Raw genomic sequence first — 14,643 nt, forward strand, 5'->3', positions numbered from 1 at the left:
ATTCTGCATCGCGATACAGTCACGCGGCGCTCGCGAGGATCTGTTCATCGGTTTTTACGCCGACGATCCCTGCATGCTCGTCTATGACGGCACGAGCGTCGTCGATCAGCACCGCGAACTCGCTGCGAACTGGGAAAGCGGTGCGCGCGATACGCTGCTGCGAAGGCGCCTCGGCTTCGTCGCGCCCGCGCAGATGGACGGCAAGGGGCGGATCGCGATCGCGTCGTGGATGCGCGCGCGCCGCGGCGTCCGGCAGCGCGCGCTGCTGGTCGGCATGGGGCATCATTTCGAAGTCTGGAATCTCGATCAGGTGCTCGAACAGGGGCCGGGCGACCTGATCGTGCTGGCCGCATTGCATCTCGATACATCGATCATCAAGGAGGATCATCATGAACCTGCTCTGTCACGCCTCGGGGCACGTCGCCGCGCCGCTCGTTCTGGAAAATCAGGGGTTCCTGTTCAGCCGCTGCCAGCGGTGCCGGCACGACCTGATCCGCTCCGTCCGATCGTCAGCAGGGTCGTCGGAAGTCGATAGCTGGACAGGGGTTCCGGAGGGCCTGCGCGTGGCGTGGCGCTCAGCCGATGTGTCCGCGTTCGACCAGCCGTCTTGGTTGCAGCGATCGTGGGAACGGGTGCGGGATCGCGGCCATCAGTCGAGCGTCGCGGTCACCGATGGGGCACAGGTCGCGCTGGCGATCGTTGGCTGGCACGTCACCGACGCGATACGGCGTGCAAAGGCAACGACGCTCGCCGCCTATCGTTCAGGCCGACAGGTCATCCGCCTGCCACGCCCGGTGCCACGCCCACCGCATGCCGGCATCGTCATCATCAACCTGACGATGAACCGCGATCCGTACGCGCGTGACGCCGTTCACACCGATACGCAGTTCGGCGACATGGTCGGCGCGTAAGACGGAACATGCGTCCCCGGCGGAGGTCGGGGCCCAGTCGGGATACGGCGCTAAGGGAGGGCGACGCGCCGTGGCCTCCACATCCTGCTGGGCCCCAACCTGCGCCGGGGACGTGCCGAATGAGCTAGCGTCGCCCGGCAGTCACCGCGGCATCGCTCGCGAGCTTGTCGGCGCGCTCGTTCTCCGGGTGGCCCGCGTGACCCTTCACCCACTGCCACTCGATCTTGTGCCGCGCGACCGCCGCCAGCAGCGCGTGCCACAGTTCGGCGTTCTTCACCGGCTTCTTGTCGGCGGTCTTCCAGCCGTTGCGCTGCCAGCCCTTCACCCACTTGGTGAGGCCGTCCATCACGTATTTGCTGTCGGTGTACAGCGTCACCGCGCACGGCCGGGTCAGCGCGTTGAGCGCCTCGATCGCCGCGGTCATCTCCATCCGATTGTTGGTCGTCGGCGTCTCGCCGCCCGACAATTCCTTCTCGTGCGCGCCCATGCGGATCACCGCCCCCCAGCCGCCTGGGCCAGGATTGCCCTTGCACGCGCCGTCGGTGAAGATCTCGACCTTGGTGATGGAAACGGGAGCTTCGTCAGTCATGCGAATAGATCGTCCTTGCGATACGCCTCGAACCGCCGCCAGTACGCCAGCGGATCCTTTCGCGTCACCAGCGCATCCGCCGGCGTATTGAGCCAGTCCCACGCGCGCGTCGCCAGAAAGCGGAGACACGCCCCCTGCGCCAGCACGGGCAGCGCGGCGCGCTCGGCGGCCGACAGCGGATGCCGATCGACATAGCCCGCGACCAGCGCCTTGCCGACCGCCGCATCATAATTCTCGCCCTGTGCATCGAACGCCCAGGCGCTGTGCATGATCGCCAGATCATACGCGCGGACGTCGGTGCACGCGAAATAGAAGTCGATCAGCCCGGTCACCCGGTCGCCGAGCATCAGCACGTTGTCGGGAAACAGATCGGCATGAACCACGCTGCGAGGCAGGTCGGCCGGCCACGCCGCGACCACCGCATCCGCCGCCGCGCACACCGTATCGAAGAACCCCGGCTCGATCGCATCCAGATCGCGGCCGCATTTGTTGAGCAACGCGTGCCACCCATCCGGGCCCAGCGTGTTGGCCCGTTCCTGCATGAACCCCGCAAGGCTGACGTGCATCGACCCCATCGCCGCACCGGCCGCGCGGGCCTGCGCCTCGGTCGGATGCGACACGGACACCCCGGTCAGGAACTCGATCAGGCACGCCGGGCGCCCGCAAAGTTCGTGGATCAGCGCACCGCTGCGATCGGGCAGCGCGCGCGGCACCGGGTTCCCGTCGATCGCGAGATGATCGAGCATCGCCATGAAGAACGGCAGGTCGTCCGCCGACACGCGCTTTTCGTACAGCGTCAGGATGAACCGCCCGGCCGTCGTATCGACCAGGTAGTTGCTGTTCTCGACCCCCTCGGCAATGCCCTTTGCAGAGACCAGTTCGCCGTGATCGAACTTGGCGAGGAACGCGCCCAGCGCCTCCGCCGACACCTGCGTATAGACCGCCATGCTAGGCGGCCGCCTCCAGTCCGCGTGGCAGCTTGAACGCGATCGTCTCGCGGTTCGTCTCGACCTCGCGCTCCGTCACCGTGAAGCGCTCCGACAGCCGGTCGACCAGTTCGCGGACCAGCAATTCGGGTGCCGACGCGCCAGCCGTGATCCCCAGCGTGCCGACGCCCGCGAGGAAATCCCAGTCGAGTTCGCTCGCGCGCTGGATCAGCATCGCCGGCGTGCCCTCGCGCTCGGCGACCTCGACCAGCCGCACCGAGTTGGACGAGTTCGGCGCGCCGATCACCAGCACCGCATCGACGCTGTGCGCGATTGCCTTCACCGCGGTCTGGCGGTTCGAGGTGGCGTAGCAGATGTCCTCACCGCGCGGCGGCAACATCTGAGGGAAGCGGCGCTGCAACGTCGCCACCACCGCGGCGGTATCGTCCACCGACAGCGTCGTCTGCGTCAGGAAGGCGAGGTTGGTATGATCGATCGGCATGAACACCTCGGCGTCCTCGACCGTCTCGATCAGCGACATCGCGCCTTCGGGAACCTGTCCGAACGTACCGATCACCTCGGGATGCCCGGCATGGCCGATGAACACGATATGCCGTCCGGCAGCCACCAGGCGCTCGGCCTGCCGGTGAACCTTCGACACCAGCGGGCACGTCGCGTCGAGATATTCGAGCCCGCGATTCTGCGCGTCGAGCGGCACCGATTTCGGCACGCCATGCGCCGAGAACACGACCGGTGCGCCATCCGGCACCTCGTTCAGTTCCTCGACGAAGATCGCGCCCTGCGCCTTCAGCGTGTCGACGACGAACTTGTTGTGGACGATCTCGTGGCGGACATAGACCGGCGCCCCGTGTTTCTCGATCGCCAGTTCGACGATCCGGATCGCGCGGTCGACGCCAGCGCAAAAGCCTCGGGGTGCTGCGATCAACAGTTCGAGCGGCGGCTTGTCGATTGGGCTCATGATGCCTTGCCTCTACGCGATTGCTTGCCTGGACGATAGCCGGTTCCTATGGTGCCCGCCGACCAGGGAGCGCGTGTCGTCGCGACGCTCTCAACGCTCGTTCGAGAAGGTAAGCGTTCCCGTGAAAGCCCCCACCCTAGCCGTTTCCGCGTGTGCGATCCTTCTGAGTGCCAGTCTCTTGGGCGGATGCGCTACCAAGGGCGAAGTCGACGCGACCGGCGGTATCTCCGCGGTCCGTTCGGTTTGCCCGCCAGTAGCGATCCCAGCCGCCACCGGCGACATCACGCTGTTCAATCCGACCACCAGCCGGGACCAGTCGGCGATCGACGTCGCCGCGTTGATGACCAATGTCCGGTCGACCTGCGCCGACGCCACCGATCAGGTCGTCACCAGCGTCAGCTTCGACATTCGCGCCCGTCGCAACCGCACCGAGGGTGCACGCGACGTGACGTTGCCATACTTCATCACGGTGGTTCGCGGCGGCAGCGCGGTCGTCGCCAAGCGCGTCGGCCGTGTCGCGTTGCACTTCGATGCAGGCCAGGCGCTTGCCTCCGCTTCGGCGACCGCCTCCGCGACGGTCGCGCGTTCGGCGGCGACGCTGCCCGACGACGTCCGCGAAAAGCTCACGCGTAAGCGCAAGGCAGGCGATCAGGATGCTGCAGTCGATCCGCTGAGCACCCCGGAAGTCCGTCAGGCCGTCCTGCGGGCCAGCTTCGAGGCCTTGGTCGGGTTCCAGCTGACCGACGACCAGCTCAAGTACAACGCCACCCGCTAAGACAAATCGCCTCGACGTTTTACCGTCGAGGCGATCAAGCAGACTCGGTTAGAACGACGTTTCCCCTCTCCCGACGATATGCCGGAAGAGGAGCATCGCTTACTTGTCGCCGCGCACCAGCTCCGTTGCGGCCAGATGCTCGGCCAGGAACCACACCTGCGGCTCGTGCGTGCGAACTATGTTGCTCACCAGCAGATCGTTGGTGCCGTCGTCGCCGGATTCGTCAGCGGCTTCCGCACCCTCATGCGCCTGACGCAGGATGATTTGGTGTGCTTCGAGCAGACGCGCGAGCTGCGTCGGCACGTCCTCGCGGCCCTTCGGCGGACGCGGGATTGTCGTCATTTCGGCGACGTCGGGCGCCATCGCGATCGAGATGCCACCAAGCGCCATGATGCGCTCCGCGACAAGATCGACGAGCGCGGCCTGCTCCTCGTAATGCTTGTCCAGCAACAGATGCAGTTGGTAGAACGTCGCGCCCGACATCTGCCAATGATGCTTCTTGTACATGTCGCGAAGCGTCATCGTGTCGGCGAGCACCTGGTTCAGGATCGACACGCTCTGCGCGCGCGCATTGTCTTCGAGCGCGATCGGCAGACGCTTCAGCGTGCCGTACGGCTGGATTTCGCGATATTCGACCTGGTATTGCGGCTGCGCCTCGCTCGATACGTTCGGGTCGACCTTGGGCAGCTTTGCGGGTTTCTTCGCCATCGGAAATTCCTGTCTGTTCGTGTGAACTCGACGGTCTTAACGCATGATCGGCCAGATCGACAGCAAGCGAAATCCTCGCTCACGGTGATCGCAATCACGCCAGAACGCGGGCTCGCCTCTTGACGGGAGCACCGCAGCAAAGGAAGCGGGCCGCGACAACGCGTTGGGAGTTGAGGATGACGGAAGCACCACTGGTCGCAGGAATCGAACTCGGTGGCACGAAATGCATCTGCATTCTTGCGCGCGGACCCGACCAGATCGAAGAAACCGTACGTATTCCCACGACCCGGCCCGACGAGACGCTGGCCGCGATCGAGGCGGTGCTCGATCGCTGGAGCGGGTTCGTGGCGATCGGTATCGCCAGTTTCGGTCCGGTTTCGATCGATCGTCACTCGCACGATTACGGTCACATCACGTCGACGCCGAAGCCCGGCTGGGCAGGAACCGACATCGCCGGCCGCCTGCAGCGGCGCTACGGCGTACCCACCGGCTTCCACAGCGATGTCGTCGGCGCGGCGCTGGCCGAGGCGTTCTGGGGCGCTGCCAAGGGGCTGCCCGATATCGCCTATGTCACCGTCGGCACCGGTGTCGGTGCCGGCATGATCGCGGGTAACCGTCCGGTCGACGGGCTGACGCATTCAGAACTCGGCCATATACGACCCGCGCGGTTCCAGGGCGATGACTGGATCGGCAATTGCCCGTTCCACGGCGCCTGCATCGAGGGGCTGGTCGCTGGCCCGGCGATCGCCGCGCGGATCGGCTTCCCCGCGGACCAAGCACCGGCGGACCATCCCGTCTGGGACGGTGTCGCCGACGCGCTCGGCCAGCTCTGCCATACGCTGGTGCTGACCGGGATACCCCGTCGCATCGTCATGGGCGGCGGCGTGATGGGCGCATCGCATCTGTTCCCGCGGGTGCGGGCGGCGATGACGCGCAGCCTCGGCGGCTATATCACGCTGCCCGAGGTGGCACTGACCGACACGTTCATCGTGCCGCCCGCGCTTGGCAACAATGCCGGCCCGCTCGGCGCAATCGTGCTGGGTGCTCAGGCACTTGGCCATCAACTCGAAACGTCGTTTACAGCGTCTTAACCGTAACCCACTAGCCCTTGCTGCAATAGCGAGCAGCACAGGGCGTCACCGCGAACCGTGGATGCAGTGCCCACAAGGAGCGGTTTTTGGATGCGTATTCTCATCGTGGACGACGAGCCGGCGATGCACGACAGCTACCGGCGCAGCTTCGCCGGGCAGCGGTCGGACAGCGACGAGGCGCTGGGCGCGATGGCCGCGGAACTGTTCGGTGAGAATACGCCTGTCGGGGAGGGGCTGCCTGATTTCGCGCTGACGCATTGCTGGCAGGGGCTCGACGCGGTCGATGCGGTCGACCGGGCGCATGCCGATGGCGATCCGTTCGCGGTCGCGTTCATCGACATCCGCATGCCGCCCGGCATCGACGGTCGCGAGACCGCCCAGCGCCTTCGTGCGCTCGATCCCGAGATCAACCTCGTCATCGTCACCGGCTATTCCGACTTCTCGCCGGTCGAGATCAGCAAGGTCGCAGGCCCTGCGGACAAGATCTTCTACATCGCCAAGCCGTTCGAGGTCGCCGAGATCACGCAGACCGCGACCGCGCTCGCGAAACGCTGGGAAGTCGATCGCGAACTGAAATCCGCGCGCGAAACGCTCGCGTCGCAGGTGGTCCAGCTGCAGGAACAGGGCGCCGAACTTGCCGCGAACGAGAGTCGCGCGATCCACATCGCGACTCACGACTCGCTGACCGATGCGCCCAATCGGCTCGCCTTCCTGCGTGCGCTGGCCGAGCGGACCCGGACCAAGGGGCTGTTCGCGACGGTGATGGTCGACCTCGATCGCTTCAAGCTGGTCAACGACACGCTCGGGCATCTCGCGGGGGACGCGCTCATCCGCGAAGTCTGCGGCATCCTCGGCCGGTCGTCGCCCGAACACGCGCTCGTCGCCCGGCTCGGTGGCGACGAATTCGGCATCCTGTTCGAAACGACGGGCGAGGCGGACGCCGTGATGGCGTGCGAACGGGTCGTCGCGGCGTGCTCGGTCAGTCTCCAGGTGTTCGGCAATTCGGTCCAGGGCGGCGCGTCTGCGGGGCTCGTCGTCAGCGAAGGCGGGCAGGGCCGCGATCCGGTCGATGTCATGCGCCGCTCCGATCTTGCACTCAACGACGCCAAGCGCGGTGGCCGCGGGATCGTCCGGTTGTTCGACGAAAGCATGGACGAGGGGATCCGCTTCCGTCGCCGTGTCGAAGGGGGGCTGAGCCAGGCGATCGCCAAGGGTGAGTTGAGTCTGGTCTATCAGCCGATCGTCTCGCGCGACGTGGTCGAGGTGGTAGGGTTCGAGGCGCTGGTTCGCTGGAATACGCCCGAATACGGGCAGATGAGCCCGGCGACCTTCATTCCGATCGCGGAGGAATCGAACCTCATCCACGAACTCGGCGATTGGGTGCTCGGCCAAGCGCTGGAGGTGCTGAAACAATGGCCAGGCCAGTATGTCTCGGTCAATTTCTCGCCCCGCCAGTTCCGCCGCCACAATTTCGTCGGCCACATCATGAAGTGCGTCCAGCGCGCCGGGATCGCGCCTGCGCGGTTGCAGATCGAGATCACCGAGACGGCGATCTTCGATGATGCGGAGCGCGCGGCCGAGACGCTCTACAAGCTGCGCCAGATGGGTTTCCGGATCGCGCTCGACGATTTCGGGACGGGCTATTCGAGCCTCTACAACATCCGCAAGTTCGCGCTCGACTGCCTGAAGATCGATCGATCGTTCATCGACGGCATGGGCCGCGAACGCGAAAGCGCCGCCATCGTCCATTCGATCATCCACCTAGGCCGCGCCCTCGGCTTGGGCGTGATCGCGGAAGGCGTCGAGACCGAGGCGCAGGTTCAGGCATTGCGTCTCGCTGGTGCGAGCCATCTCCAGGGCTATTATTTTTCGCGCCCCGTCTCCTCTGCGATCGCGCTCGAAATGGCCAATGCGCGGTTCATGGGCGGCGAGGATGACACGGCGGGAGATGCGGCGGTGGTGCCACGCAAGCTGGGTGGCGGGGCGCTCGGCTGATGCCGAACACCGGGAGGGGCCGTCTTCCCGCGACACTCGGGCTTCAATTCGGCCGCATGCGAAGCCGTACGTCGCTCGGTGCAAAGCTCGTGTTGATCATGACCGTGGTCGGACTCGTCGCGGCGGTCGCGGTCACGCTTTTGCTGGCAACGATCATCACGCCGAGTTTCACGAAGCTCGAAGACAAGGCGATCGCCGCACATGTCGAGCGCACCCGTGCTGTGCTGTCCGAATACGCCGCCGAGCTCGAAAGCGCGGTGCGCGATTATGGCGACTGGAGCGACAGCTACGATTACATGGCGCATCCTTACACGCGGTTCGAACGCGAGAGGTTTTCACCGGAGGCGATGCGCAGCATCGACGTTCAGGGCATGGCGTATGTTGCGCCTGACGGCCGTATCGTCATCGCTCGCTGGCGTGACCCGACCAGCGGCGCCGAACGTACCGGCATGCGCGAGCAGCTGACCGCTATGATCGGCCAGACCGATCTTGCGCGCGTCCTTGGTGGGCGCAGTTCTGGGCGGTTCTTTGCGAAGATCGGCGGCAGCGTCGCGGCGATCGGCGTGGCGCAGGTTCGGCGCTCGGACGGCACCGGCTCGGCACGTGGCTACGTACTGATGGCACGGGTCATCACGGCAAGACAGATTTCGGACCTGCTCGGGTTCGACGCGACGATCGACCTGAACCCGCACGGTGGTAGCGAGGCCGTCGCTCTCGGCACGTCCAAGATGATGATCGTGGTGCCGATGATGGGGCCGAACGGCCAAGCAATTGCCCGCACGCAGTTCAGCGTACCGCGCGACGTGTTGCTGCTGGGGCGCCGGATGCTGCTGCTCGCGGTCGCCGGTTCGACGGTGCTGTTGCTTCTGATGCTCGTCATGCTGCGGCGGATGATCGATCGATCTGTTCTGCGGCCGCTTCACCGGGTGGAGGGACACATGCAGCGCGTCCGCGTGTCGGGGTCGCTCGCGCTGCTCGAAGAGGACGGCCGGCGCGACGAGATCGGCTCGCTCGGCCGAAGCTTCAACGCGATGCTGCGCCAGTTGAAGGATCTGCGCGAACGGATCGAGGTGCAGTCGTTCGATCTCGGGCGCAGCGAAAGCGCGGTCGCGGTCATGCACAACGTCCGCAACGCGCTGAACCCGATCAGCACGATTCTGAGCCAGGGCATTGCGCAACGGTCGCCGATCAACCGTGCCACGCTCGACCGGGCAATCGCCGAACTGGCACGGGGCGACGTGCCGGCCGTGCGCCGCGAAAAGCTCGCGGCGTTCGTGACCGCGGCGATCGAGGCTGAGGTCGCCAGTCGCGAGGCAACGCGCCGCGAACTCACGATCGGCCGCGAGGCGATGGCGCACGTCCTCGAAATCATCGGCCAACAGCAGAGTGCCGCGCACGAGCGCCCCAAGCTCGAGGTATGCGACGTCACCGACATCATCGCCCGCAACGCGACGATTGCGCGCTATTCGCAAGATGCCTCGATCGCGTTCAGCTTTCCGGCCGGGCCGACCATGGTGCTGGCAAGTCGGATCATCCTGAGCCAGGTCATCGGCAATCTGTTCGGCAACGCGGTCGAATCGATCGTCGCGCGCGGGCTCGGCAGCGGATCGATCATCACGTCGATCACGAACGCCGAGGGCCGCGTGACGATCCTGATCCGCGATGACGGAGAGGGGTTCTCGCCTGAAAGTGCGGCGATGCTGTTCCAACGCGGCTTCTCGACGCGCGCTCACAAATCGGGTGGGCTGGGGCTCCACTGGTGCGCGAATTCGATGAACGCGATGGAAGGATCGCTGCGGCTTGAAAGCGACGGGCCGGGGTTGGGTGCGGTGGCGCTGATCACGCTGCATGCCGGCGGTACGGCACCACTGCTAGCCGCGTCGTAGGAGCTTCTCCGAACCGATCGCCTACGCAAAAGGCTTCAAAGCAAGCTCGGCTGCACTTCGTCGTCTTCGCCCATTATTCCCGACAGCGTGAGGCCTAGCAGTCGAACCCCGTCGGGTACCGGCAGTTGTGCCATCAGTAGGTCGAGTCCGGCGGCAAGGAAGGCTGCCTTGTCCGTCACGGCGGAGGCCGAGGACCGTGCGCGCGTGATCGTGCGGAAGTCGGCGTGGCGCAGCTTCAGCGTGATCGTCCGGCCGCGCGTACCATGTCGTTCGATCCGGACCCACGCGGCGTCTGCGACCCGGTCGAGCGCCGCGCGCAGGTCTTCGGGATCGCTGAGGTTGGTTTCGAACGTGCGTTCGGCACCGACCGACTTGGCGGCGCGATCGACGCGCACCGGACGATGGTCGATGCCGCGCGCCGCGCCGTACAGATAGTCCGCATAGCTGCCGAAATGCGCCTGGAGAAACGTGAGGCTCTGGGCGAACAGATCGGCGCCGGTGAGGATGCCGAGCCGCTCCATCTTCTGCGCGGTGACCGGGCCGACGCCGTGGAACCGCTTTACCGGCAAGGACTGGACGAACGCCGCGCCACGCTTAGGCGTGATGATGCAGATTCCGTCGGGCTTGTTCTGGTCCGATGCGAGCTTGGCAATGAACTTGTTGTAGCTGACCCCCGCCGACGCGGTCAGGCCGGTATCCGCTTTGATCCTGGCGCGAATCTCTTCGGCGATCGCCGCCGCGGTGCCCAACCCTCGAATGTCCTCGGTCACGTCGAGATACGCCTCGTCGAGCGACAAGGGTTCGATCAACGTGGTGTAATCGGCGAAGATCGCACGGATCTGGTCCGATACGCCGCGGTAGACGTCGAACCGCGGAGGCACGAACACCAGGTCGGGGCAGCGTCGAATCGCGGTGACCGACGGCATCGCGCTGCGGACGCCGAACGCGCGCGCTTCATAGCTGGCCGCCGCCACCACGCCGCGCGCCCGCGACCCGCCGACCGCGACCGGCCTGCCCCTGAGCGAGGGATCGTCGCGCTGTTCGACCGACGCGTAGAAGGCATCCATGTCGACATGGATCACCTTGCGCTGCACCGGGGGCTGGGTAGGGGGAAGCATCGAAGCGTTAGATAGGCGCACGGGCGGCGGCGATACAGGGCGTCCACGCAACCAATTGCGCCGCCGCGCATAGTGCCGACGTGCAGACGAAGGGACGTGAATGCAGGTCGGGACGGAATGCTGGCGGATCGAACGCGCCGACCAGATGGCGGTGATCGTCGATGCCGCGGACTATTTCCGCACCGCGCGCGTCGCGATGCTGGGCGCCAAGCGCCGCATCCTGCTGATCGGGTGGGACTTCGACGCGCGTATCTCGCTGGAGCCGGGCGTGGACCGTCCGGGCGAGCCCAAGACACTGGGCGGCTTCATGCACTGGCTGGTCGAGCGCGAACCCGAGCTAGAGATTTTCGTGCTGCGCTGGGATACCGGTGCGATCAAGTCGCTGTTCCGCGGGTCGACGCTGTTCACGATGCTCAAATGGATGCGACACAAGCGCATCCATACCAAGCTCGACGGGCACCATCCCACTGCGGCATCGCATCACCAGAAGATCGTCATCATCGACGATGCGCTGGCATTTTGCGGCGGGATCGACATGACCGGCGATCGCTGGGACACGCGCGAACACCGCGACGGCGATCCGCATCGCGTCCAGCCCTCGGGCAAGCCGTACAAGCCATGGCATGACGCGATCAGCGCGGTGGAGGGACCTGTCGCCCACGCGCTGGGCGAGCTGTTCCGCCGCCGGTGGCATCTGGCTGGTGGCATGAAGATGGCCCCCGGCGTGCCCGGCGGGCGGAGTTGGCCCGAAGGGCTGCCAGTCGACTTCCACAATGTCGACGTGGCGATCGCACGCAGCGAACCCGAAATGTCCGACCAGGAGCCGGTGTACGAGAGCGAGGCGCTGTTTCTTGGTCAGATCGCGCGCGCGAAGAAGTATCTGTATATCGAAAGCCAGTATTTCGCGTCGCGCAAGATCGCCGAAGCCGTCGCGAGGCGGCTCGACGAGGCGAATGGCCCCGAGATCGTCATCATCAATCCGACGACCGCGCAGGGGTGGCTGGAGCCGCTGGCGATGGACACCGCCCGGGCGCGGCTGATGGAGGCGTTGCACCGCCGCGACACGCACGAGCGGCTGCGCATGTATCATCCGTACACCGCGGGCGGCGCGCCGATCTATTGCCACGCCAAGATCCTGATCGCCGACGACGACGTGTTCCGCCTGGGCTCGTCGAACATGAACAACCGATCATTGCGGCTCGATACCGAGTGCGATCTCGCGATCCGTGCAACCGACACGGCGACGTCGAAAGGTATCGCGACGATCCGCGACGGACTGATCGCGGAGCATCTCGGCGTCGAGTCGGCGGTGGTGACCGATCTCGTCGCGGAGACGGGATCGCTGATCCAGACGATCGAGCGGTTGCGCGGCAAGGGGAAGACGTTGCGCTGTTACGACGTGCCCGATCTGACCGCGGTCGAGGAATGGCTGGCCGACAACGAGGTGCTCGATCCCGAAGGTCCGCAGGAGATGTTCGAGTCGCTCAGCAAGCGTGGGCTGTTCCGGCGGTGGCGGCGTAAATAGGAAAGGCCGCGGCACCCCCCGGTACCGCGGCCTCAAGCGCTCCCGAAAAACAGGGGAGTTACGCGACCTGGGCTTCGAGCGCTTCGTCGGGTTCGCGCAGGACGTAGCCGCGACCCCAGACCGTCTCGATGTAATTCTCGCCATCGCACGCCAGGCTGAGCTTCTTGCGGAGCTTGCAGATGAACACGTCGATGATCTTCAGTTCGGGCTCGTCCATCCCACCATACAGGTGGTTGAGGAACATTTCCTTGGTCAAGGTCGTGCCCTTGCGGAGCGAGAGCAGCTCCAGCATCGCATATTCCTTGCCGGTCAGGTGGACGCGGCTGCCATCGACTTCGACCGTCTTCGCGTCGAGATTGACCGCCAGCTTGCCGGTGCGGATGACCGACTGGCTATGGCCCTTCGAGCGGCGGACGACGGCGTGGATGCGTGCGACCAGTTCCTCGCGGTGGAACGGCTTGGTGACGTAGTCGTCGGCGCCGAAGCCGAAGCTGCGTACCTTTGAGTCCATCTCGTTCACGCCCGACAGGATCAGCACCGGCGTCGACACCCGCGCGACCCGCAGGCGCTTGAGCACGTCATAGCCATGCATGTCGGGCAGGTTCAGATCGAGCAGGATGATGTCGTAATCATACAGCTTGCCCAGATCGAGGCCTTCTTCCCCGAGATCGGTGATGTAGACGTTGAACCCTTCGGTCGTCAGCATCAGCTCGATAGCCTTGGCCGTGGTCGGCTCGTCCTCGATCAGCAGCACCCGCATGCGTCGTCCCCTTTTCGCGAGACCGCCCGACACCCCATGTCAGCCGCTCGACTTCGATTCATTAACCACACAACATCTGAAGGCAAAAGGTTAATTTCGAACTAAGGTTGGTCACCGGGCGCGTCCCGATTGTTGCTGACCGCTTGTTTTTCTTACAAATCATCCGCCGGCGGACGTGGTGTGAGATCAGGTCCCAATAATGTTCGGTGTACGGTTCGCGGGATATCCTCACCGAGAACTTCGCGCAGATACAGGCTGCGGACGAGCGTGAAGATCACCACCAGCAGCGCCGCCGAGAAGAATAAGCCGAACAGTCCGAAGATCGTACCGATGCCGATGATCGCGAACACGGTGATCGCGGGCGGGATCGAGATCACGCGGTTCTGCACGTACGGCGTGATGAAATTGGTCTGGACGAGCCGCACGACCGCATAGGTGACGAGCGTGCCGACGATCGACGAGGTCCCCTGCGTCGCGGCAAGCCCGAGCGCGGGGATCATCGCCGCGGTGGGTCCGATGTACGGAATGAATTCCGACAACCCGGCGAGCAGGCCGAGCGCGGCGGCGCTGGGGACGCCTGACAACCACAACCCGATCCCGACGAGGAATCCCATCGTCGTCATCAGGATCAGCGACGAGCCGAGCCACAGCCGCAACGTCGAGCCGACGTCGAACAGCGCATCCTCGACCGCGGCACGCTTCGAGCGCGGGATCAGCAAGAGGAAGCCGCGCTCGTACACCTTGGGATCGGCGGCGAAGAACAGCGCGCCGACCAGCAGCAACAGGCAGTTGAGCACGAGTTCGCCCGCCCCCGTCACGAGTCCGCCGACGTCCTGCGCAACTTTCGACCCGGCATAGGCCTGCTGCACGGCATCGACGAGCTTCGCGCCGACCGCGCTCTGCGAGAGATACGCGGCGAGTTGGTCGAGCAGCGCCGGCGTCTGGGCGATCAGGACGTTGACCTGGCTGCGGAACTGCACGCCGAACAGCCAGACCAGGAACGCGATGATGCCAAGCACGGTGGCGATGCCGAGGCCTAGCGCCGGCTTGCGTGGAACGCGGAGATGATCGCGGTAGAGATCGGCGATCGCGTGGATGACGATCGCGCCGAGCATCGACCCGAAGGCGAGGATGAGCAGGTCGCCCGCCTTGTAGATCGCGGCGACGACCGCGACGATCACGATCGTGAGTACGACGCGGCGAATGAAGCGCGAATCGTCCGAGTCGGGGGTGAGGCGGTTCATGCGGATGCCGGCCGCGCGAGGGGCGTCGTACGAGGCAAAACCGAGTGAAGTATAGAAAGTGTAGACGCTGGGAGAGTATGTACACATCGCGTTCGATCGCTGGACGCGGGCATCTCGCCGTCGGTTTGGCGTTGCA

General features: G+C 65.3%; 14 protein-coding genes. 6 read left to right on the forward strand and 8 right to left on the reverse strand.

The features are described from left to right. Positions 1–19: 19 nt before the first annotated feature. On the reverse strand, positions 20–391 hold the full coding sequence (locus C8J45_RS19480; RefSeq protein ID WP_258191201.1) for a hypothetical protein: 372 nt from the start codon (positions 389–391) through the stop codon (positions 20–22). Here C8J45_RS19480 and C8J45_RS19485 point away from each other — a divergent pair. Further along, on the forward strand, positions 390–911 hold the full coding sequence (locus C8J45_RS19485; RefSeq protein ID WP_258191202.1) for a hypothetical protein: 522 nt from the start codon (positions 390–392) through the stop codon (positions 909–911). The two genes, C8J45_RS19480 and C8J45_RS19485, sit on opposite strands and share 2 nt — an antisense overlap. A gap of 124 nt (positions 912–1,035) precedes the next feature. On the opposite strand, the gene rnhA is transcribed toward C8J45_RS19485, so the two are convergent. The 3 genes from rnhA to ispH are packed head-to-tail and all read right to left on the reverse strand — an operon-like array spanning position 1,036 to position 3,405. Then, positions 1,036–1,500 carry a ribonuclease HI gene (gene rnhA / locus C8J45_RS00890; RefSeq protein ID WP_107961521.1) on the reverse strand — a complete coding sequence of 155 codons (465 nt, stop codon included), beginning with the start codon at positions 1,498–1,500 and terminating at the stop codon, positions 1,036–1,038. Beyond that, positions 1,497–2,447, reverse strand: a complete 951-nt coding sequence (thrB, locus tag C8J45_RS00895; protein WP_107961522.1) for a homoserine kinase — start codon at positions 2,445–2,447, stop codon at positions 1,497–1,499. The genes rnhA and thrB overlap by 4 nt, the downstream gene beginning before the upstream one ends. Position 2,448: 1 nt before the next feature. Then, complete coding sequence (gene ispH / locus C8J45_RS00900; protein ID WP_107961523.1) at positions 2,449–3,405, reverse strand: 4-hydroxy-3-methylbut-2-enyl diphosphate reductase; 957 nt, start codon at positions 3,403–3,405, stop codon at positions 2,449–2,451. 178 nt (positions 3,406–3,583) lie between these two features. On the opposite strand from ispH, the gene C8J45_RS00905 reads away from it, so the two are divergent. Beyond that, complete coding sequence (locus C8J45_RS00905) at positions 3,584–4,180, forward strand: hypothetical protein (protein ID WP_258191204.1); 597 nt, start codon at positions 3,584–3,586, stop codon at positions 4,178–4,180. A gap of 99 nt (positions 4,181–4,279) precedes the next feature. Here the strand turns inward: C8J45_RS00905 and C8J45_RS00910 are convergent, their stop codons facing one another. Then, a complete protein-coding gene (locus C8J45_RS00910) occupies positions 4,280–4,888 on the reverse strand; it encodes a Dps family protein (RefSeq protein WP_107961524.1) in 609 nt (202 codons plus the stop codon). A 176-nt stretch (positions 4,889–5,064) separates the two neighbouring features. On the opposite strand from C8J45_RS00910, the gene C8J45_RS00915 reads away from it, so the two are divergent. The 3 genes from C8J45_RS00915 to C8J45_RS00925 all read left to right on the forward strand — a co-directional run bounded on the left by C8J45_RS00915 (position 5,065) and on the right by C8J45_RS00925 (position 9,860). After that, positions 5,065–5,979, forward strand: coding sequence for an ROK family protein (locus tag C8J45_RS00915; RefSeq protein ID WP_107961525.1), 915 nt, complete (start codon positions 5,065–5,067; stop codon positions 5,977–5,979). Positions 5,980–6,069: 90 nt separating this feature from the next. Next, positions 6,070–7,974 carry a bifunctional diguanylate cyclase/phosphodiesterase gene (locus C8J45_RS00920; RefSeq protein ID WP_107961526.1) on the forward strand — a complete coding sequence of 635 codons (1,905 nt, stop codon included), beginning with the start codon at positions 6,070–6,072 and terminating at the stop codon, positions 7,972–7,974. Positions 7,975–8,030: 56 nt separating this feature from the next. Further along, a complete protein-coding gene (locus tag C8J45_RS00925; RefSeq protein WP_107961527.1) occupies positions 8,031–9,860 on the forward strand; it encodes a CHASE4 domain-containing protein in 1,830 nt (609 codons plus the stop codon). 35 nt (positions 9,861–9,895) lie between these two features. Here C8J45_RS00925 and dinB read toward each other — a convergent pair whose 3' ends face one another. Next, positions 9,896–10,978, reverse strand: a complete 1,083-nt coding sequence (dinB, locus tag C8J45_RS00930; RefSeq protein WP_107961528.1) for a DNA polymerase IV — start codon at positions 10,976–10,978, stop codon at positions 9,896–9,898. Positions 10,979–11,078: 100 nt separating this feature from the next. On the opposite strand from dinB, the gene C8J45_RS00935 reads away from it, so the two are divergent. Then, on the forward strand, positions 11,079–12,503 hold the full coding sequence (locus tag C8J45_RS00935; RefSeq protein WP_107961529.1) for a phospholipase D-like domain-containing protein: 1,425 nt from the start codon (positions 11,079–11,081) through the stop codon (positions 12,501–12,503). A 58-nt stretch (positions 12,504–12,561) separates the two neighbouring features. On the opposite strand, the gene ctrA is transcribed toward C8J45_RS00935, so the two are convergent. Next, entirely contained in the window at positions 12,562–13,263 is a 702-nt protein-coding gene (gene ctrA / locus C8J45_RS00940) for a response regulator transcription factor CtrA (protein WP_093398904.1), read from the reverse strand. A gap of 152 nt (positions 13,264–13,415) precedes the next feature. Further along, complete coding sequence (locus tag C8J45_RS00945; protein ID WP_107961530.1) at positions 13,416–14,507, reverse strand: AI-2E family transporter; 1,092 nt, start codon at positions 14,505–14,507, stop codon at positions 13,416–13,418. Between the last annotated feature and the right edge of the window lie 136 nt (positions 14,508–14,643).

Origin of the sequence: Sphingomonas sp. PP-CE-3G-477 (assembly GCF_003050745.1) — a bacterium.
In the GTDB taxonomy this organism is placed as follows: Bacteria; Pseudomonadota; Alphaproteobacteria; order Sphingomonadales; family Sphingomonadaceae; genus Sphingomonas.